Origin of the sequence: Burkholderia sp. GbtcB21, assembly GCF_019091065.1 — a bacterium.
Taxonomy (GTDB): Bacteria; Pseudomonadota; Gammaproteobacteria; order Burkholderiales; family Burkholderiaceae; genus Burkholderia; species Burkholderia pyrrocinia_C.
This window is the reverse complement of the sequence record NZ_JAGXKA010000002.1, coordinates 173,582-192,207: the sequence shown is the minus strand read 5'-3', so window position 1 is coordinate 192,207 and position 18,626 is coordinate 173,582. Positions and strand designations below refer to the sequence as shown.

Here is an 18,626-nt window from a genome sequence, read left to right as displayed (position 1 = left end):
GCCGTTCCCGGTGCAATTAAAAAAGCCGCAGTGCGTGAAGCACTGCGGCTTTTTTATCGGCTGCGCGCGGACGCGTCAGGCCACGCGTTCGCCGGTCGGCGTGTTGCCGTCGGGTGCCGCGTGGTGGCGGCCGTGCTGCTTCGTGAGCAGGTCGCGATACAGGCCGGGGCGGTTGCGCAGTACTTCGGGGCTGCCGTCGTCGATCACCTTGCCGTTGCTCATCACGATGATCCGGTCGAAGTTGCGCAGCGTCGACAGGCGGTGGGCGATCGCGATCACCGTGCGGCCGACCATCAGGCGGTCGAGCGCGCTCTGGATCGCTTCCTCGGATGCGCTGTCGAGTGCCGACGTCGCTTCGTCGAGCAGCAGGATCGGCGCATCCTTCAGGATCGCGCGCGCGATCGCGATGCGCTGGCGCTGGCCGCCCGACAGCTTGACGCCGCGGTCGCCGACGATCGTGTCATAACCTTCCGGCATCGCCTCGATGAACTCCGCGCAGCGCGCGTCGCGCGCGGCGGCGAGCACTTGCTCGCGGGTCGCGTCGGGGCGGCCGTACGCGATGTTGTCGTAGATCGTCCGGTGCAGCAGCGAGATGTCCTGCGGCACGAGCGCGATCGCGTGGCGCAGGCTGTCCTGCGTGATCGCCTTCACGTCCTGGCCGTCGACCTTCACGACGCCGTCCTGCGTGTCGTAGAAGCGCTGCAGCAGCGCGAGCACGGTCGACTTGCCGGCGCCCGACTTGCCGATCAGGCCGACGCGCTGGCCCGGTTCGATATGGAGATCGAAGTGGTCGAGGATCGCACGGCGGTGCGGATACGCGAACGTCACGCGCTCGAAGGCGACGCGGCCGCCCTTGGCCGACAGCGGCTGCGCATCGGAGCGGTCCTGCATCCCGTGCGGCTCGAGCAGCGTCTTCACGGCTTCGGACAGCCGTGCGACGTGCTGCGTGACGTCGACGAGCGCCACCGCGAGATCGCGCGTGCCGTGCAGGATCGTGAAGCCGAGCGAGCTGACGAGCACGATGTCGCCCGACGTCGCGCGGCCCTGGTCCCACAGCCACAGTGCCCAGCCGAGCAGGCCGGCGGACAGCATCGCGGTGATCACCGCGTGCAGCAGGCGCAGCTTCTCGAGATAGAGCAGGCTCTGCTGGCGCGCGTCCATCTCGGCCTTGACCGTCGCGCCGAAGCGCTTCTGCTCGCGCAGCGTCATCCCGAACGCACGCACGAGGCCCATGTTGCCGATCACGTCGACGAGTTCGCCGTCGACCGCCGCTGCCTTTGCCGCGAACGCATGGTGGCGGGCCGAGCCGCGTCCGGCGAGCTTGAACAGGATGACGGACAGCACGGCCGAGCAGCCGAGCAGGCCGGCGGCCATCATCGGATTGACGACGATGATCATCAGGATTGCGCCCATCACCGCGATGCACGGCGGCAGCACGTTCCACGCCATCGTGTTCTCCGACGTGTAGACCGCGTTCGACGTGGCCGTGATGCGGCTCGCGAGCGTGCCCGGCTGCTTTTCCGAGTAATAGGTCGGCGAATGGCCGATCAGGTACTGGAACAGGTCGCGCCGCAGGTCGCCGGTGACCGCGACGAACGTGTGCGCGGCGACCCAGCCGCCGACGCGCCACAGCAGGTTGTCGGCCGCGATCAGCCCGACGAGCAGCGCGAACGCGCTCCACAGCGGGCCCGGATGATGGCGCCCGGTCGCCAGCACGTCGATCAGGTGCTTGATCGCGTATTGCGAGCCGAGCGCGCAGCCGACGGCGGCCACCACGCTGCACAGCACGATGAGGTGGGCGACGGGATGCAGGCGAATGTAGCGGAACAGGAACGCGATCGGCCGGTGCGCGTAGCTCGACAGCTTCGCGTTGTGGGCGTTGCGCTGGGCAGGGGTGAGAGATTCCAAAATATGCGTGCGGTGATTCGGTGGTTGAGCGTTGCGGCTGGATCGCATGCCGGCGTTCGCCCGGACTGAATAATCCGGCATTGTAAACAACGCATGCGTCGCGCTGCGCGAATCTTGCCTTGGCCAGGGGCTCACGATCGATTTTGAGATAAAATCCGGCATCCCGTCCTGCCACATGTGCCGGAATCACGCTGCCGGCAGTCACGGGTGACCAGGATCGCCAAAAGGGCCTTCCACTCTAGAACGGACGCCCAAGTCCGCGGGTTGCAAAGTGTTGCGCCTTTGTAACAAAGTAAAGTGTTTGAAATGTTGTGCGCCGTATCGGGATTAACCCTAGATAATCGGCTCCGGGTTCGGTTCCAGGTTTTTTTACGAACCCCTGTCAACGGGTCTTCGTTTCAAACGTTCTATGCCTGTCGCGTCGCCGACGCTCCTTGAGCAGCGCGGGTTCGACGCCCCCGGCAGGCTGATTCGTCCGATTTTTCGGACGAAATGCATCCAGCCCGGACCGCCGGCAGGTTGCCGACCCAACCTGGTTTTTAGCCGATTTTTTAGGAGTTACGCATGCGAATCGCCCAAATCGCTCCGTTGCACGAAGCAGTTCCCCCGAAGCTGTACGGCGGTACCGAGCGAGTGGTGTCCTACCTCACCGAAGCACTTGTCGAGATGGGGCATGACGTCACGCTCTTCGCGAGCGGCGATTCGCAAACCTCCGCGAAGCTCGAAGCGTGCTGGCCGCAGGCGCTGCGCCTCGACCCGACGATCCGCGACGTGATGGCACCGCACATGCTGCTCCTCGAGCAGGTGCGCCGCCGCGCGGAAGAGTTCGATGTCCTGCACTGCCACATCGACTACTACCCGTTCTCGCTGTTCTCGCGCCAGCCGGTCCCGCATCTGACGACGATGCACGGCCGTCTCGACCTGCCGGAACTGCAGCCGATCTTCAACGCATTCAGCGACGTGCCGGTCGTGTCGATCTCCGACAACCAGCGCATCCCGCTGCCGCAGGCGAACTGGCTGTCGACCGTTTATCACGGCCTGCCGGAAAACCTGCTGACGCCGATCCCGAACGTGAAGCCGAGCTATCTGGCATTCCTCGGCCGTATCTCGCCGGAGAAGCGCGTCGACACGGCGATCCGTATCGCCGAGCAGGCCGGCCTGCCGATCAAGATCGCCGCGAAGCTCGACAAGGCCGACCGCGCGTACTACGAAGAGAAGATCAAGCCGCTGTTCGCGCTGCCGCACGTCGAGTACATCGGCGAAATCAGCGAGTCCGAAAAGACCGAATTCCTCGGCAACGCGCACGCGCTGCTGTTCCCGATCGACTGGCCGGAGCCCTTCGGCCTGGTGATGATCGAGGCGATGGCCTGCGGCACGCCGGTGATCGCGTTCAAGCGCGGCTCGGTGCCGGAAGTGATCGACAACGGCGTGTCGGGCTTCGTCGTCGAAGACGAACTGTCGGCCGTCGCGGCGCTCAAGCGCCTCGATACGCTGCCGCGCGAGAAGGTCCGCGCCGCGTTCGAAGCACGTTTCTCGTCGAAGGTGATGGCGCAGAACTACGTGAAGGGCTACGAGGAACTGCTGCGCCAGAAGCGCCGCACCGTGCTCCGCGAAGTCAACGCAAGCTGATTCGCCGGCCGCCGCCGCGCTGCGGTGCGGTGCGCGGCCGTCATCGACGCCCCGTCCGGGTTCCCGGCGGGGCGTTGTCACATCCGCGGCGCGGATCTGTTGTATTCTCGCCGCGCCCGACGCCGCGAACGGCCCATGAAGCGGCCGGGCACGCCATCCGGCAGTCTGTCCAGACGGTAATGTCCCTATAATGGCCGTGCCGTGAAATCCGGCCCCGCACGATCATCCAGAGGAGAGCAGTCTTGGCGAGAACGAAAACCACGCGCGCAGCGCCGGCCCCCGGCGCCGGCGTGATCTTCGCGTTGCGCGCGATCGGTCTCGTACTGCTCGCGCGCTGGCTGTTCTCGATGTCCCAGATGGGCTATCGCGCGTCGCTGTCGGCGATGGTGTCGTCGCCCTGGGCGTTCGTCTACCTCGTGCTGATCTTCCTGCTGCTCGCGTTGCCGGGCGCCGTCGCGCGCGCCGAGCGGCCGTTCCATCCGCTGCCGCAATGGCTGCGCCAGGCGCTGCGCGTCTTCGCGCTGATCGGCTTCCTGTTCGCCGTCTGGTCGATCGGCGCGTTCGCATGGGCGGCCGGCTGGCGCCGTGCGCTGCATGCGGTGACGGCGACCAACGGCTGGCTCGTCGCCGCGCCGGCGCTCTATGCGGCGATCGTCTGGATCTGCCGTCCGCGGCCGCTGTGGCGAACCAACGTGGCGGCACGCCGCTTCGCGGTCGGCCGCTACGCGATTTCGCTCGACGTGCTGACGCGCACCGCGATCGTCTGGATGGAAAGCCGCAAGGTCGGCCAGTACGACGCGCGCGAGCTGTCGGTGCGCTGGCCCGGCCGGGCGGCGCCCGTCGCGGGCGATCAGGGCGCGACGGACGTACAGCCGGCGGCCGTGCCGCCGCGCCGCGGCAGCCTGTTCCGGCGGCCGAAGGTGGAGCTGCTGTGGGATTCGCCGGCGGCCGTCGGCCATAACCGGCAGATCGTGATGCGCGCGCCGCTTGCGACCGAGGGCGACCGCGTCGCGGTGCTCGCGCTCGACGCGGCGCTCAAGCAGATCGTCTGACACGGCTCGCGCACCGGGCGCGGGCGACAAGGAGGCGCAATGATCGTCCGTTGGTTGCTGGCTGCCGTTCACCTGAGCGCGTTCGCCGTCGCGTTTGCCGCGATCGTGGGACGCAACCGCGCGTTGCGCCGGCTCATCGCGTCGGCGCAGGCGGCCGACCTGCCCGGCGTATTCAAGGCTGACGCCGCTTGGGGGCTGTCGGCGCTGGTGTTGATCGTGACGGGGCTGATGCGCGCGTTCGGCGGTTTCGAGAAAGGCACCGCGTACTACCTGCATGAACCGCTCTTTCATCTGAAGATGACCGCGCTCGTGCTGATCCTGCTGCTCGAGGTCGTGCCGATGCTCGGGCTGATCCGCTGGCGTGTCGCCGCGCGGCAGCAGCAGATGCCGGATATCGGCCGCGCGCGCACCTATGTGCGGATCGGTCATTGGCAGGCCGTGCTGCTGGTCGTCATCGTGTTCGCCGCATCGGGGATGGCGCGGGGGATTGGGCTGGCCGGGTAGGTGCGGCCGGCTAGGTGCGGCCGGCTAGGTCTGGCCGGGTAGCGGTAGCCGGATAGGTGCCGCCGGCCAGATCTGGCTCGGCAGGTCCGGCATAGCCGCAAGCAACCGTCCGGATCTCCGTTCCACCTGCACCGCCTCTCGAGCCCGACATCAGCCGGGCCGGCCTCGAACTGCACCATTCCTTCGGATTTCGTCCCGGCCGGGCGAGGCCGCCGCCCGGTCCGTCCATGCTCAGCGCACGAGGCAGGGGCGCTTGTTGTTGAACGTCCACCCCGGAATCAGATACTGCATGGCCGCCGCGTCGTCGCGGGCGCCGAGCCCGTGCTGCTTGTACAGCTCGTGCGCGACCGCGACCGCATCCATGTCGATGTCGATGCCGAGCCCCGGCCGCTTCGGCACTTCCACCAGCCCGTTCTCGATCTTCAGCGGTTCGCGCGTCAGCCGTTCGCCGTCCTGCCAGATCCAGTGCGTGTCGATCGCGGTGACCTGGCCCGGCGCGGCGGCCGCGACATGCGTGAACATCGCGAGCGATACGTCGAAGTGGTTGTTCGAATGCGAGCCCCACGTGAGACCCCAGTCGCGGCACATCTGCGCGACGCGCACCGAACCCTGCATCGTCCAGAAGTGCGGGTCGGCGAGCGGGATGTCCACAGCCTGAAGCTGCACCGCGTGGCCCATTTGCCGCCAGTCGGTCGCAATCATGTTGGTCGCCGTCGGCAATCCCGTCGCGCGACGGAATTCGGCCATCACCTCGCGGCCCGAGTAACCGTTCTCCGCACCGCACGGATCTTCCGCATAGGCGAGCACGTGATGCTGGTCGCGGCACAGCCGCACGGCCTCGTCGAGCGACCACGCGCCGTTCGGATCGAGCGTCACGCGCGCGTCGGGGAAGCGTTCGGCGAGCGCCGTCACGGCCTCGATCTCGCTCGCGCCTTCGAATACGCCGCCTTTAAGCTTGAAGTCGTTGAAGCCGTAGCGCGCATGCGCGGCCTCGGCGAGCCGCACGACCGCGTCGGGCGTCAGCGCCGGCTCGTCGCGCACGCGGGTCCAGTCGTCGGTTGCGCCGCTGCCGTCGCGATAGGGCAGCGCGGTCTTGGTGCGGTCGCCGACGTAGAACAGGTAGCCGAGCATTTCGACGCGCTCGCGCTGCTGGCCTTCGCCGAGCAGTGCGGCGACCGGCACGCCGAGATGCTGGCCGAGCAGGTCGAGCAGCGCGGCTTCGAGCGCGGTGACCGCGTGGATCGTCGTGCGCAGGTCGAAGGTCTGCAGCCCGCGGCCGCTCGCGTCGCGATCGGCGAAGGTGCGCCGCACGTCGTTGAGCACCGCGTGGTAATTGCCGACCGGCTGGCCGACGACCAGCGCGCGCGCATCGTCGAGCGTGCGGCGGATGCTTTCGCCGCCCGGCACCTCGCCGACGCCGGTCCGGCCCGCGCTGTCCTTCAGGATCACGAGGTTGCGGGTGAAGAACGGACCGTGCGCGCCGCTCAGGTTGAGCAGCATGCTGTCGTGGCCGGCGACCGGAATCGCTTGCAGGTCGACGATGCGCGGCGTGTCGTGGGAAGGCGAGGCTGTGGCGGCGTTCATGGGCGGCGATGGCGAAAGGGTGGGCAATGCCGTGCGGCAAAAGCTTTGCCGCGCGCGGCGGGAGGTGCGATCATTCGACAACCGACGTGCGCGGCGCGCAAGGCCTGCATGTCGACAGCAAACCCGGAACGGGGTGGGAGCGACAACCGGACCAGCGAAGCGCAGAACGCGAACGCTGGCTGATCGTAACGCATGGGACCGCGCAGGCGCCGGAGCGCCGGCTCGAGTCGACAGGAGATCCGTGCGTCGATCATCAGTCGTCGGATGACTTGTGACGCAGTATAATGAATCATCGGCTTTCGCTCATACCCCGCGTAAACCCTCGGCTCACATTACGATCATTCTAAAAGGAACCGGCCTCATGTCCGTGCCTACGTTTCCCGCAGCGCCGCGCCGTCGCGCACGCAGCCTCGCACAAGATGTCGTCGACGCGCTGACCGCGCAGATCGAAAACGGCACGCTGCGCCCCGGTGACAAGCTGCCGACCGAAACCGAAGTCATGGCGGCGCAGGGCGTGAGTCGCACGGTCGTGCGCGAGGCGATCTCGCGGATGCAGGCGAGCGGCCTCGTCGAAACGCGCCACGGCATCGGCAGCTTCGTGCTGGAGCCGTCGCGCCGCCAGGCGCTCGGCATCGATCCCGCGACGATCACGACGCTGCGCGACGTGCTCGCGGTGCTCGAGTTGCGCATCAGCCTCGAGAGCGAGTGCGCGAGCCTCGCCGCGCAGCGCGCGAACGATACCGACCTCGCCGCGCTGCGGCGTGCGCTCGACGCGATCGCGACGGGGGCGGGCGGCGGCCGCGACACGGCGCAGCTCGACTATCAGTTCCACCTGCAGATCGCACAGTCCACCGGCAACCGCTATTTCGTCGACATCATGACGCAGCTCGGCACGTCGATCATCCCGCGCACGCGCGTGAATTCGGCGCGCTTCGCCGGCGACGACCTCGAGCGCTACGTCGGCCGGCTCAATCACGAGCACGAGGATATCTACGAGGCGATCGCGCGCCACGACCCGGAGGCCGCCCGCGCCGCGATGCGCACGCACCTCACCAACAGCCGCGAGCGGCTGCGCCGCGCGCACGAGGCGGCCGAGGCCGAGCGCGATACGCAGGCCAACTGATGCGCCGGGCAGTGCGGCCCGCGTTGCCGCGGGCCCGATTGCATTGCGCCAACATCAGTCGTCATACGAGATCGGCGTGACTTCGTCGATCTGCGCGGCCGGACGGCATTTCCGCCGCCGGCCGCCGACACCGCCGATCAGCCTCCCTTCGTCACGATCGTCTTCCACGTGCCGCTCTTCACCTGGTACAGCGTCGACATCCCGCTCTTCAGCGAGCCGTCGTTCGCGAACGAGATACGGCCGGTGACCCCTTCGAAGTCGACCTTCTTGAGCACCGGGCGATAAACCTTCGGGTCGGTCGAGCCGGCTGCCTGCATTGCCTTGATCGCCGCCCAGGCCGCGTCGTAGCCGAACTGCGCGTACGACAGCACGTCGACGCCGAAGCGCTTCTTGAAGCGCTGTTCGAAATCCTTGCCTTGCGGCAGCTCGTCGAGCGGCCGGCCGTATTCCCACGCCATCGCGCCTTCGGCGGCCGGGCCCGCGATCTTGATGAACTCGTTGTCCTTCACGCCGCCGCCGCCGACGAACTGCGCGTTCAGCCCGAGCTGGCGCATCTGCTTGACGAAGTTCGCGGCGAGCGAATCGAGGCCGCCGAAGAAGATCAGGTCGGGGTTCTTGCCCTTCAGGCTCGTGATCTGCGCACGAAAGTCGACCGCCTGGTTGTTGGTGAACTCGCGGCCGATGATCGTGCCGCCGGCGGCCTTCACGGCCTTCTCGAACTCGTCGGCCTCGCCCTGGCCGAACGCGGTGCGGTCGTCGATGATCGCGATGCGCTTCGCCTTCGTCACGTCGACCGCGTACTTGCCCGCGTTGCCGGCGTTCTGGCCGTCGGTCGCGATCACCATGAACATGTTCGCGAGCCCGCGCGACGTGAGCGTCGGGTTGGTCGCGGCGGGATCGATCACCGGGATGCCGGCCTTGTCGTAGACGACCGACGCCGGAATCGTCGTCCCCGAGTTGAAGTGGCCGACCACGACCGACACGTTCTGGTCGACGAGCGCCTGCGCGGCCTGCACGCCGATGCGCGGGTCGGCCTGGTCGTCCTGCACGACGAGATTGAAGTGCACGGGCTTGCCGGCGATCTGCACCTTCTGCGCGGCGGCGTCGTCGAGCGCGAGCTGCACGCCGTTCTGCAGATCCTTGCCGTAGCCGGCGTTCACGCCCGTGAGCGGCGCGGCGAAGCCGACCTTCACGTCGGTTGCGTCGGCGGCCCGGGCGGCCTGTTGCGAGAGGAGGGCCAGCGCGGATGCAATCGACACCGACAGCAGGGAATGACGGAATTTCATGTGGTTCCTCTTGTTCGATACCTGCGAGTGGGTACCGCACGCGCCCGGGCGGGCCAGGCGCGTGCGACGGGCGGGCGGTTCGACCGCTTCTCGGAATCGGGCGGGGAGGTCGGCATCGTGATCCTCGGAAGAATCTCCCGTCAGGCTCCGCGAAGAGCCCCGATCGCCTCGATTTATAGGTCGCCGATATGCACGGGTCTTGGCAATTTGCCGCGCATTCGATGAGGATTTGCGCACAGCTTCCACGCGTGCGGTGGCGGCCGGTATCGGGAGTTTCCCGTCGCGAACGGAACGGGCGGGGAGGAGGGGGAGCGGTGCGGGGCCAGGACGCGGCCCGGCCCGCCGGGGCCGCGCCGCGCCGCGTGTGGGACACCGTCAGTCGGACAGCGCGTCCGATGCGGCTTCCGCGTCGCTGTGCGACGAGGTCGTGCGGATCGCCGGGTCGCTCGTGCTCGGGCGGCCCGTCTCGACGTGGCCTGCGAAGCGGCGCTGGAAGCCGAGCGGCTTGCCGTCGCTGACGGTCAGGTCGTACCAGCCGTGGCTGCCGCGCAGGTCCCAGTAGTCGTCGACCCGCGCGCCCGGTGCGAGGTCGAACGTGCGCGCGTGGCCGTGGCCGTAAGCGTTCGTGACCTTGAGCCGCACGGCCTTGTGGCCGCGGTTCATCAGGCGCAGCGTGATGTTGCCGTTCGCGACGTCGTAGCCGTAGATCACCTCGGGGTTGACGCTCGCGGGGCCGACCGCCGACGCGGCGGGGCTGCGGAAGTGGCAGTAGAAGCCGTTCGGGCCGTACACGTCGAGGTCGTACAGGCCGAGCGACGGCGCGGGGCTCCACGTGTCGGAGATCCGCTTGCCGGCGTCGACCGTGTAGGCCCACGGGCCGTCGACGCGGTTGCGCGCCTGGACCTGGAACGCCGCGCCGGCGGCGCCGGTGTTCGCGAAGGTCAGCCGGAACTGGCCGCTCGCGTTGTCGATCCGCCCGTGCACGAACAGTTCGTACGGCAGCGCGCGCGCCGGACGCAGGCCATGCTCCTGCTTCGGCAGATGCTGGACGACCGGCGGCACCGGGATGTAGTCGGGGTGACGGTTGCGGTCGGGCGGCGCGTAGCCGCTCGTGTCCGGGAGCTGCGGCCAGCTCGCGTCGGGCGTCGAGAAGTCGAACGCGGACGTCAGGTTGCCGCACACCGTGCGGCGCCACGGCGACACGTTGGCTGCAGTGACCGCATACTGCGCGCCGAACCGCGCCTCGATGAATTGCAGCAGCGACGTGTGATCGAAGGTCTGCGAGCAGACCCAGCCGCCCTTGGTCCACGGCGACACGACGAGCATCGGCACGCGCGGCCCGAGCCCGTACGGGCCGGCCATGTGCGATGCGTCGCCGGCGAACACCTCGTTGGTCGTCTCGACGGTCGACAGCCCGTTGTCGCGCGATTGCGGCGCGAACGGCGGCGGCACGTGGTCGAAGAAGCCGTCGTTTTCGTCGTACGTGATGAACAGCGCGGTCTTGCTCCACACGTCGGGATTCGACACGAGCGCCTTCAGCACCTGCTCGATGTACCACGCGCCGTAGTTCGCGGGCCAGTTCGGGTGCTCGGAATACGCTTCCGGCGCGCAGATCCACGACACCTGCGGCAGCGTGCCGTTCTTCACGTCCTGCTGCAGCACGTCGAACAGCGTGCCGCCTGCGCTGATGTTGGTGCCGGTGCGCGCCTTCTCATACAGCGGCGTGCCGGGCAGCGCGGTGCGGTACTGGTTGAAGTAGAGCAGCGCGTTGTCGCCGTAGTTGCCGATGTACGGGTTTTGCGTCCAGCCCCACGAGCCGTTCGCGTCGAGCCCCGTGCCGACGTCCTGGTAGATCTTCCACGACACGCCGGCCTGTTCGAGCACTTCCGGATAGGTCTTCCAGCCGTAGCCCTTTTCCTCGTTGCCGAGCACCGGGCCGCCGCCCGTGCCGTCGTTGCCGACGTAGCCCGTCCACATGTAATAGCGGTTCGGGTCGGTCGAGCTCGGGATCGCGCAGTGATACGCATCGCAGATCGTGAACGCGTCGGCGAGCTGGTAGTGGAAGGGGATGTCGTCGCGCTTCAGGTAAGCCATCGTCGTGGTGCCCTTGTTCGGCACCCACTGGTCGTAGCGGCCCTTGTTCCACGCGGCGTGCATGTCCTGCCAGCCGTGCGGCAGGTCCTGCAGGAACTGCAGGCCGAGCTTGTCCGCGCCGGGGTGGAACGGCAGCAGTTCGGCCGGGCCGACCGGCTGGTGGAACACCGACTTGCCGTTCGCGAGACGCAGCGCGCGCGGGTCGCCGAAGCCGCGGACACCGCGCATCGTGCCGAAGTAATGGTCGAACGAGCGATTCTCCTGCATCAGGATCACGATGTGTTCGATGTCGCGGATCGTGCCGGTGCGGCGGTTCGCGGGAATCGCAAGCGCATCGCGGATCACGGGCGGAAACAGGTTCAGCGCGGCGGCGCCGGCGGTGCCGGCGGCGACGCGCAGGAAGTCACGACGGTTCGATCGGGTCATGGTCGTTATCGTGCGGTAAAGGGGGAAGCCGATTGGCGGGACCTACGGGAAGGGCGCGTCCGGGTCGCAGGATGCGGCTGCGCCGGTTCGTGCCGTCGCGAGCATAGCGGGAAATCGGTGTCATTCATGTGAAGTCCGGAAACGTTTGCACGTGTATCGGACCGGCATCGGGACGCGTATCGCCGGCGGTTATGGCGCAGCAGGGAAAGCAGGGAAAGCAGGGAAAGCAGGGAAAGCAGGGAAAGCAGGGAAAGCAGGACAGCAGGACAGCAGGACAGCAGGACAGCAGAACAGCAGAACAGCAGAACAGCAGAACAGCAGAACAGCAGGACAGCAGGACAGCAGGACAGCAGGACAGCAGGACAGCAGGACAGCAGGACAGCAGGACAGCAGGACAGCAGAACAGCAGAACAGCAGAACAGCAGAACAGCAGAACAGCAGAACAGCAGAACGGCGCGCATGCGCGCCGGCGAAGCAGAGGTCGGTGCGGGCGCGTCAGGCGTCCGTCACCCACGCGCCGAACCATTCGCTCGGGCGTGCAATCTCGTCCTGCGCGGCGACGAGTTCGAGTTCGTAGCGGCGCGCATCGTAGGTGGCCTTCACGACCGCGTGCACGGCCGCGAGCGTATGCTCGAACGCGGCGCGCACGGAGTCGCCGCGCAGCCGGCGCGCGACGAACACCGCGCTGGTGAGGTCGCCGACGCCGACCGGATGGCGCGGAAATGCGTACAGCGGACGCTGGCCGATCCACGCTTCGGTTTCGGTGACCGCGAGCATGTTGAAGCGGTCGGCCGGGCTGTTGCGGTCGTGCAGGTGCTTGACGAGGATGATCTGCGGGCCGCGGCGGATCAGCGCGCGGCACGCGTCGACGGCTTCGGCGACGGTTTCGATACGCCGCCCGACGAGCTTCTGCAGTTCGGTGTGGTTCGGCGACATGCCGTCCGCGAGCGCGGGCACCTCCTGGACCATGAATTCCTCGACGCCGGGCTCGGGCCGGATGCCGCCCGTCTGGCCCATCGCCGGATCGCAGAAGTACCACGCGTCCGGATTCATCGCCTTCACCGTGCGAACGATCTCGACTGCCGCGCGCGCCTGCGGCGGCGAGCCGAGGAAGCCTGACAGCACGGCGTCGCAGCGCTTGAGCGCGCCGATCGCGGCGATCCCGTCGACGAGCTGCTCCATCTTCGCGGCATCGATCGCGCTGCCGGCCCAGTGGCCGTACTGCATGTGATTCGACAACTGGACGGTATTGAGCGGCCAGACGTTGACGCCGAGGCGCTGCATCGGGAACACGGCCGCACTGTTGCCGGCATGGCCGTAGATGACGTGCGACTGAATGCTGAGGACGTTTTTCATGGGAACCCGCCTGCAGGCGTTTCAGGGTCACGTCACACGATACCCGAGTTCGTCGCGCGCGCGGAAGTCGCGCGGCCACCGAGTGTTGCGCGCCGTCGTCAGCCGACCGCGTAGAATCGCGGGGCGCGGCGCCGTCCGGCTGCCCGCGTGCGTTTCCAATCACCGTGACCGCCATGCCTTCGATTTGCAAGATGTTGTCCGTCGCGCGCGCCGCCCTGTTCGGTGCGGGCGTTGCCTTCGCATGCGCGAGCGCCGCCGCCGAGGCCGCCCCGGTGCCCGCCGGCAACGACGGGCCGGCGTACGGCCCGCGCCTGGAAGGCTTTACCTACCCGGAACCCCTGCACCGCTACGCGTTCGTGTCGCAGCGTGAAACCCTCGAGATGATTTACATGGACGTGCAGCCGGCGCACCCGAACGGCCGCACCGTCGTGCTGCTGCATGGCAAGAACTTCTGCGCGGGGACCTGGGAAGACACGATCGGCGTGCTGAGCCGCGCCGGCTATCGCGTGATAGCGCCGGACCAGATCGGCTTCTGCAAGTCGTCGAAACCCGATCGCTACCAGTACAGCTTCCAGCAGCTCGCGCGCAACACGCACGCGCTGCTGGAATCGATCGGCGTGAAATCGGCGACGATCGTCGGCCACTCGACGGGCGGGATGCTCGCGATGCGCTACGCGCTGATGTACCCGAAGGCGACCGACCAGCTCGTGCTCGTGAATCCGATCGGCCTGGAGGACTGGAAGGCGCTCGGCGTGCCGCCGCTGTCGGTCGACTACTGGTATGCGCGCGAGCTGAAGACGACGGCCGACGGCATCCGCCGCTACGAGCAGAGCACGTACTACGCGGGCAAGTGGTCGCCGTCGTACGAGCGCTGGGTGCAGATGCTCGCCGGGATGTATCGCGGTGCCGGCCGCGACGCGGTCGCCTGGAACTCTGCGCTGATCTACGACATGATCCTCACGCAGCCGGTGGTCTACGAACTCGGTGCGATCCGCGTGCCGACGCTGCTCATGATCGGCGACAAGGACACGACCGCGATCGGCAAGGATGTCGCGCCGCCCGACGTGCACGCGAAGCTCGGCCGCTATCCGGAACTCGCGAAGCGCACGCAGGCAGCGATCCCCGGCGCGCAGCTCGTCGAATTTCCGGCGCTCGGTCACGCACCGCAGATCCAGGATCCGGACGCCTTCCACAAGGCGCTGCTCGACGCTCTGGAGGCCGCGCACCCGCAGTGATGCGGGGCAGGCCGCCGGCGGCGCGCGCTCGCGCCGTCAGCGCGCTTCGTTCGCGAGCTCGTCGCGGATCTGCGCGGCCAGTTCGAACGAGCGCAGCCGCGCGGCGTGATCGTAGATCTGCGCGGTGACGATCAATTCGTCCGCCCCCGTCTGCGCGATGCGATCGCGCAGCTTGTCGCGCACCGTGTCGCGCGAGCCGACCGCCGCGAACGACAGCGCATGCGCGACGTTCGCGAGTTCGAGCTCGTTCGCCTCGAGCACGTCGACGGGCGGCGGCAGCTTGCCCGGCGTGCCGCGCCGCAGGTTGATGAACTGCTGCTGCAGCGACGTGAACAGGTGCCGCGCCTCATCGTCGGTATCGGCCGCGAACACGTTGACGCCGACCATCGCGTGCGGCTTCGGCCATGCGGCCGACGGCCGGTACTGCGCGCGGTAGATCTCGAGCGCGCGCATCAGGTAGTCCGGCGCGAAGTGCGACGCGAACGCGAACGGCAGCCCGAGCATCGCGGCGAGCTGTGCGCTGAACAGGCTCGAACCGAGGAGCCACACGGGCACGTCGAGCCCCGCGCCGGGCACCGCGCGCACGCGCTGGCCGGGCACCGGCTCCGCGAAGTAGCGCAGCAGCTCGGCGACGTCGTCCGGAAACGAGTCGGCGCTGCCGATCAGGTCGCGGCGCAGTGCGCGCGACGTGGTCTGGTCGGTGCCGGGCGCGCGGCCGAGGCCGAGATCGATGCGCCCCGGATACAGCGACGCGAGCGTGCCGAACTGCTCGGCGATTACGAGCGGCGCGTGGTTCGGCAGCATGATGCCGCCGGACCCGACGCGGATCGTCTTCGTGGCGCCCGCGACATGGCCGATCACGACGGCGGTCGCCGCGCTCGCGATGCCGGGCATGTTGTGATGCTCGGCGAGCCAGTAGCGCTGGTAGCCCCAGCGTTCCGCGTGCTGCGCGAGATCGACGGTGTTGCGGAAAGCCTGCGAGGCGTCGGCGCCGGCCGGAATGGGGGCGAGATCGAGTACGGAAAACGGAGTCATCGGATGGCCTTCGAAAGGGGCGCGCGGTGATGCGCTTACGCAACAAATGCCAAGGATTTTGCCAAAGGGTTCCGGAACGTGCTGGGCGCGCACCGATACCCATGCGCGTCGCAGGGATGCAGGGTCGCATTCGATGATTGTTGCAAAAATCAATCCAATCGTTGGTTAATTACCAATCTTTACGGCGATTGGACGTGAATCCGCATCGACCTACAAATTTGCACGAAACGTTTGATTTTCAAGACTGCAATACGCCTGCAAAGTGCTTACGCTAACGTAAACGCGGTTGCGCCTGAATGGTTCGCCGGCCGCACAGCTTTGCTGAAATTGCACAAGTCCGTTTCTCGTACTGCCGAGCGCGGGGTGCCGCAGGCTGATAAAATCCGGCGCCTGCCCATGTTGTGCCGATGGTAGCCATTCGAGTCTTCCCGCATGCCCGTCCGGGTGTCGCGCGGAGATGCGCCATACGAAGCCGGGCATGGCAACACCCGAAAGCGGGTCGTGCCTCCCCCATACACAGACGCTGCTGGAACAAGGAGTCGGGTCGTGCCCGCGTTCGTCGCTGTCCGAATACCGCATCACGCTCAATCACGCTCAAGCGTTCGCCGTGGCGTTCAGGTCGCCGGGAGGCGTCGCGCATGACGCCGACCGCAACGCTGCTCGACTGGCTCCTGATCGCGTTCACGCTGGCCGCGGCCGGTTATGCGCTCGTCGCCGCGTTCGCGCCGCAGCCGCGCACGCCGCGCACGGCCGCGCGCGACGGCTACGAGCCGGTCAGCGTGCTCAAGCCGCTGTGCGGCGCGGAGCCGCACCTGTACGAAAACCTCGCGACCTTCTGCGAGCAGCGCCATCCGCGCCATGAAGTGCTGTTCGGCGTCGCGTCGGCGGCCGATCCGGCCATTGCCGTCGTCGAGCGGCTGCGCGCCGACTATCCCGAGTGCGACATCACGCTGGTGGTCGACTCGCGCGTGCACGGCAAGAACCTGAAGGTCAGCAACCTGATCAATCTCGCCGAGCGCGCGAAGTACGGCCGCATCGTGATCGCGGACAGCGACATCGCGGTGAAGCCCGACTATCTGGAGCGCGTGACGGCGCCGCTCGCCGACGTGTCGGTCGGCGTCGTCACGTGCTTGTATCATGCGCGCAGCGTCGGCGGGTTCTGGACGCGGATCGGCGCGCAGTTCGTCGACGCCTGGTTCGCGCCGTCGGTGCGGATCACGCATCTCGGCCGCTCGAGCCGCTTCGGCTTCGGCGCGACGCTCGCGCTGACGCGCGACACGCTCGACCGGATCGGCGGCTTTCTCGCGCTGAAGGACGAGCTGGCCGACGATTTCTGGCTCGCCGAGCTGCCGCGCCGCCTCGGGCGGCGCACCGTGCTGTCGGAGGTCGACGTCGCGACCGACGTGATCGAGCCGTCGTTCGGGCCGCTTTGGCACCGCGAGACGCGCTGGCTGCGTACGATCCGGTCGCTGAACCCGGCCGGCTTCGCGTTCCTGTTCATCACGTTTACCGCGCCGTGGCTCGCGATTGGCGCGGCGCTCGCGCTGCGTCTCGACGGAACCTTCGCCGGCACGCTGGCGGGCGGGGCGGCCGCCGTCGGCGCATTCGGGCGGCTCGTGCTGCACGCGCGCGGCGAGGACGGCTGGCGCGCGTTCTGGCGCGACCTGCCGCTCGTCGCGGTGCGCGACACGCTGCTCGCGCTCGAGTGGCTCGCGGCGGTGTTCGGCACGCACGTCGTGTGGCGCGGCGCAAGGATGACGGTCGTCGGCGGCGAACGCGCGACGGCGGCCGTGGAAGCGGTGGACGGCCGCTAGGGCCGCTCCCGGACGAACCCGGCCCGAGGGCCGAGACGCGCTGTGCGGCGAAGCTGCGCGACGCGACATGACAGAGAGGCGGGCGCCGGCAGGGCAGCCCGCGGTTTTTTGACTGAATCGTTGAATCGAAACGAACTATGCAGGCTACCGGAGCATTCATGAAAACGCTGTTCTTGCAGGCCCCTTCGTATGACGGCTTCGACGGCGGAGCCGGCTCGCGCTATCAGGCGAAGCGCGAAATCCGTTCCTTCTGGTATCCGACGTGGCTTGCGCAGCCGGCCGCGCTCGTGCCGGGCAGCCGCGTCGTCGACGCACCGGCCGACGGCCTGTCGGTCGAGGAGACGCTGAAGATCGCGAACGACTACGACCTCGTGATCATCCACACGAGCACGCCGTCGTTCCCGACCGATGCGATGTTCGCGCAGGATCTGAAGAAGATGAAGCCGTCGATGCTGGTCGGCATGGTGGGCGCGAAGGTGATGGTCGATCCGCACAACTCGCTCACGGCGAGCGAGGCAATCGACTTCGTGTGCCGCGAGGAATTCGACTACACCTGCAAGGAAATCGCCGAAGGCAAGCCGTTCCCCGAGATCAAGGGCTTGAGCTGGCGCGCGAAGGACGGCTCGATCGAGCACAACGAAGCGCGTCCGATCCTCGAGAACATGGACGAGCTGCCGTTCGTCGCGCCCGTCTACAAGCGCGACCTGAAGATCGACAACTACTTCATCGGCTACCTGAACTACCCGTACGTGTCGATCTACACGGGCCGCGGCTGCAAGTCGCGCTGCACGTTCTGCCTGTGGCCGCAGACGGTCAGCGGCCATCGCTACCGCACGCGCTCGGTCGAGAACGTGCTCGCGGAAGCGAAGTGGATCCGCGACAACATGCCGGAAGTGAAGGAACTGATGTTCGACGACGACACCTTCACCGACGACCTGCCGCGCGCCGAAGCGATCGCAATCGGTCTGGGCAAGCTCGGCATGACGTGGTCGTGCAACGCGAAGGCGAACGTGCCGTACAAGACGCTGAAGGTCATGAAGGAAAACGGCCTGCGCCTGCTGCTGGTCGGCTTCGAATCCGGTGACGACCAGATCCTCGTGAACATCAAGAAGGGCGTGCGCACCGATTTCGCGCGCCGCTTCAGCGCGGACTGCAAGAAGCTCGGCATCAAGATCCACGGCACCTTCATTCTCGGCCTGCCGGGCGAGACGCAGGAAACCATCAAGAAGACGATCGAGTACGCGAAGGAAATCAATCCGCACACGATCCAGGTCTCGCTCGCCGCGCCGTACCCGGGCACGACGCTCTACAAGCAGGCCGTGGAAAACGGCTGGATGGAAGAGAACAAGACCATCAACCTGGTGAGCAAGGAAGGCGTGCAGCTCGCGGCGATCGGCTATGCGCACCTGTCGCGCGACGAGATCTATCACCACCTCGAGCAGTTCTATCGCCAGTTCTACTTCCGTCCGTCGAAGATCTGGGAGATCGTCCGCGAGATGCTGACGAGCTGGGACATGATGAAGCGCCGCCTGCGCGAAGGCGTCGAGTTCTTCCGCTTCCTGCGCGCGCACGAGGCCTGA

The 18,626-nt window shown here is 67.5% G+C and carries 13 protein-coding genes; 7 read left to right on the top strand and 6 right to left on the bottom strand.

Going from position 1 to position 18,626, the window contains the following annotated elements; genetic code table 11:
- Positions 1-75: 75 nt before the first annotated feature.
- Complete coding sequence (locus tag KVT39_RS05045) at positions 76-1,908, bottom strand: ABC transporter ATP-binding protein (protein ID WP_131948543.1); 1,833 nt, start codon at positions 1,906-1,908, stop codon at positions 76-78.
- Positions 1,909-2,472: 564 nt separating this feature from the next.
- Here KVT39_RS05045 and KVT39_RS05040 point away from each other — a divergent pair.
- The 3 genes from KVT39_RS05040 to KVT39_RS05030 all read left to right on the top strand — a co-directional run bounded on the left by KVT39_RS05040 (position 2,473) and on the right by KVT39_RS05030 (position 5,093).
- The gene (locus KVT39_RS05040) at positions 2,473-3,537 is read left to right on the top strand and encodes a glycosyltransferase family 4 protein (protein WP_006476459.1); all 1,065 of its coding nucleotides are present in this window, start codon (positions 2,473-2,475) and stop codon (positions 3,535-3,537) included.
- Positions 3,538-3,779: 242 nt separating this feature from the next.
- Positions 3,780-4,589, top strand: a complete 810-nt coding sequence (locus tag KVT39_RS05035) for a hypothetical protein (RefSeq protein WP_131948546.1) — start codon at positions 3,780-3,782, stop codon at positions 4,587-4,589.
- Between the two features lie 39 nt (positions 4,590-4,628).
- Positions 4,629-5,093, top strand: a complete 465-nt coding sequence (locus tag KVT39_RS05030) for a DUF2214 family protein (protein WP_175748847.1) — start codon at positions 4,629-4,631, stop codon at positions 5,091-5,093.
- 231 nt (positions 5,094-5,324) lie between these two features.
- On the opposite strand, the gene gudD is transcribed toward KVT39_RS05030, so the two are convergent.
- On the bottom strand, positions 5,325-6,677 hold the full coding sequence (gene gudD, locus KVT39_RS05025; RefSeq protein WP_105390740.1) for a glucarate dehydratase: 1,353 nt from the start codon (positions 6,675-6,677) through the stop codon (positions 5,325-5,327).
- Between the two features lie 361 nt (positions 6,678-7,038).
- On the opposite strand from gudD, the gene KVT39_RS05020 reads away from it, so the two are divergent.
- Entirely contained in the window at positions 7,039-7,800 is a 762-nt protein-coding gene (locus KVT39_RS05020) for a FadR/GntR family transcriptional regulator (protein ID WP_034183131.1), read from the top strand.
- 137 nt (positions 7,801-7,937) lie between these two features.
- Here KVT39_RS05020 and KVT39_RS05015 read toward each other — a convergent pair whose 3' ends face one another.
- The 3 genes from KVT39_RS05015 to pdxY form a co-directional block, all read right to left on the bottom strand.
- Entirely contained in the window at positions 7,938-9,086 is a 1,149-nt protein-coding gene (locus KVT39_RS05015) for a branched-chain amino acid ABC transporter substrate-binding protein (RefSeq protein WP_034183132.1), read from the bottom strand.
- A 375-nt stretch (positions 9,087-9,461) separates the two neighbouring features.
- The gene (locus tag KVT39_RS05010; RefSeq protein ID WP_034183133.1) at positions 9,462-11,606 is read right to left on the bottom strand and encodes a phosphocholine-specific phospholipase C; all 2,145 of its coding nucleotides are present in this window, start codon (positions 11,604-11,606) and stop codon (positions 9,462-9,464) included.
- Positions 11,607-12,101: 495 nt separating this feature from the next.
- Positions 12,102-12,962 (bottom strand): pyridoxal kinase PdxY, encoded by an 861-nt coding sequence (pdxY, locus tag KVT39_RS05005; protein ID WP_034183134.1) that lies wholly within the window; start codon positions 12,960-12,962, stop codon positions 12,102-12,104.
- A gap of 173 nt (positions 12,963-13,135) precedes the next feature.
- On the opposite strand from pdxY, the gene KVT39_RS05000 reads away from it, so the two are divergent.
- Entirely contained in the window at positions 13,136-14,197 is a 1,062-nt protein-coding gene (locus tag KVT39_RS05000) for an alpha/beta fold hydrolase (protein ID WP_105390743.1), read from the top strand.
- A gap of 36 nt (positions 14,198-14,233) precedes the next feature.
- Here the strand turns inward: KVT39_RS05000 and KVT39_RS04995 are convergent, their stop codons facing one another.
- On the bottom strand, positions 14,234-15,232 hold the full coding sequence (locus KVT39_RS04995; RefSeq protein ID WP_217588053.1) for an LLM class flavin-dependent oxidoreductase: 999 nt from the start codon (positions 15,230-15,232) through the stop codon (positions 14,234-14,236).
- A gap of 638 nt (positions 15,233-15,870) precedes the next feature.
- Between KVT39_RS04995 and hpnI the strand changes: the two genes are divergently transcribed.
- Together hpnI and hpnJ are read left to right on the top strand one after the other, a co-directional pair.
- Positions 15,871-17,046 (top strand): bacteriohopanetetrol glucosamine biosynthesis glycosyltransferase HpnI, encoded by a 1,176-nt coding sequence (hpnI, locus tag KVT39_RS04990; RefSeq protein ID WP_105390744.1) that lies wholly within the window; start codon positions 15,871-15,873, stop codon positions 17,044-17,046.
- 158 nt (positions 17,047-17,204) lie between these two features.
- Positions 17,205-18,626 carry a hopanoid biosynthesis associated radical SAM protein HpnJ gene (hpnJ, locus tag KVT39_RS04985; RefSeq protein WP_031400064.1) on the top strand — a complete coding sequence of 474 codons (1,422 nt, stop codon included), beginning with the start codon at positions 17,205-17,207 and terminating at the stop codon, positions 18,624-18,626.

Excerpts from the sequence above, each read along its gene's own strand:
- KVT39_RS05040 (WP_006476459.1), top strand. The coding sequence starts at position 2,473 with ATGCGAATCGCCCAAATCGCTCCGTTGCACGAAGCAGTTCCCCCGAAG.
- KVT39_RS05030 (WP_175748847.1), top strand. The coding sequence starts at position 4,629 with ATGATCGTCCGTTGGTTGCTGGCTGCCGTTCACCTGAGCGCGTTCGCC.
- gudD (WP_105390740.1), bottom strand. The coding sequence starts at position 6,677 with ATGAACGCCGCCACAGCCTCGCCTTCCCACGACACGCCGCGCATCGTC.
- KVT39_RS05020 (WP_034183131.1), top strand. The coding sequence starts at position 7,039 with ATGTCCGTGCCTACGTTTCCCGCAGCGCCGCGCCGTCGCGCACGCAGC.
- KVT39_RS05015 (WP_034183132.1), bottom strand. The coding sequence starts at position 9,086 with ATGAAATTCCGTCATTCCCTGCTGTCGGTGTCGATTGCATCCGCGCTG.
- KVT39_RS05010 (WP_034183133.1), bottom strand. The coding sequence starts at position 11,606 with ATGACCCGATCGAACCGTCGTGACTTCCTGCGCGTCGCCGCCGGCACC.
- pdxY (WP_034183134.1), bottom strand. The coding sequence starts at position 12,962 with ATGAAAAACGTCCTCAGCATTCAGTCGCACGTCATCTACGGCCATGCC.
- KVT39_RS05000 (WP_105390743.1), top strand. The coding sequence starts at position 13,136 with ATGCCTTCGATTTGCAAGATGTTGTCCGTCGCGCGCGCCGCCCTGTTC.
- KVT39_RS04995 (WP_217588053.1), bottom strand. The coding sequence starts at position 15,232 with ATGACTCCGTTTTCCGTACTCGATCTCGCCCCCATTCCGGCCGGCGCC.
- hpnI (WP_105390744.1), top strand. The coding sequence starts at position 15,871 with ATGACGCCGACCGCAACGCTGCTCGACTGGCTCCTGATCGCGTTCACG.
- hpnJ (WP_031400064.1), top strand. The coding sequence starts at position 17,205 with ATGAAAACGCTGTTCTTGCAGGCCCCTTCGTATGACGGCTTCGACGGC.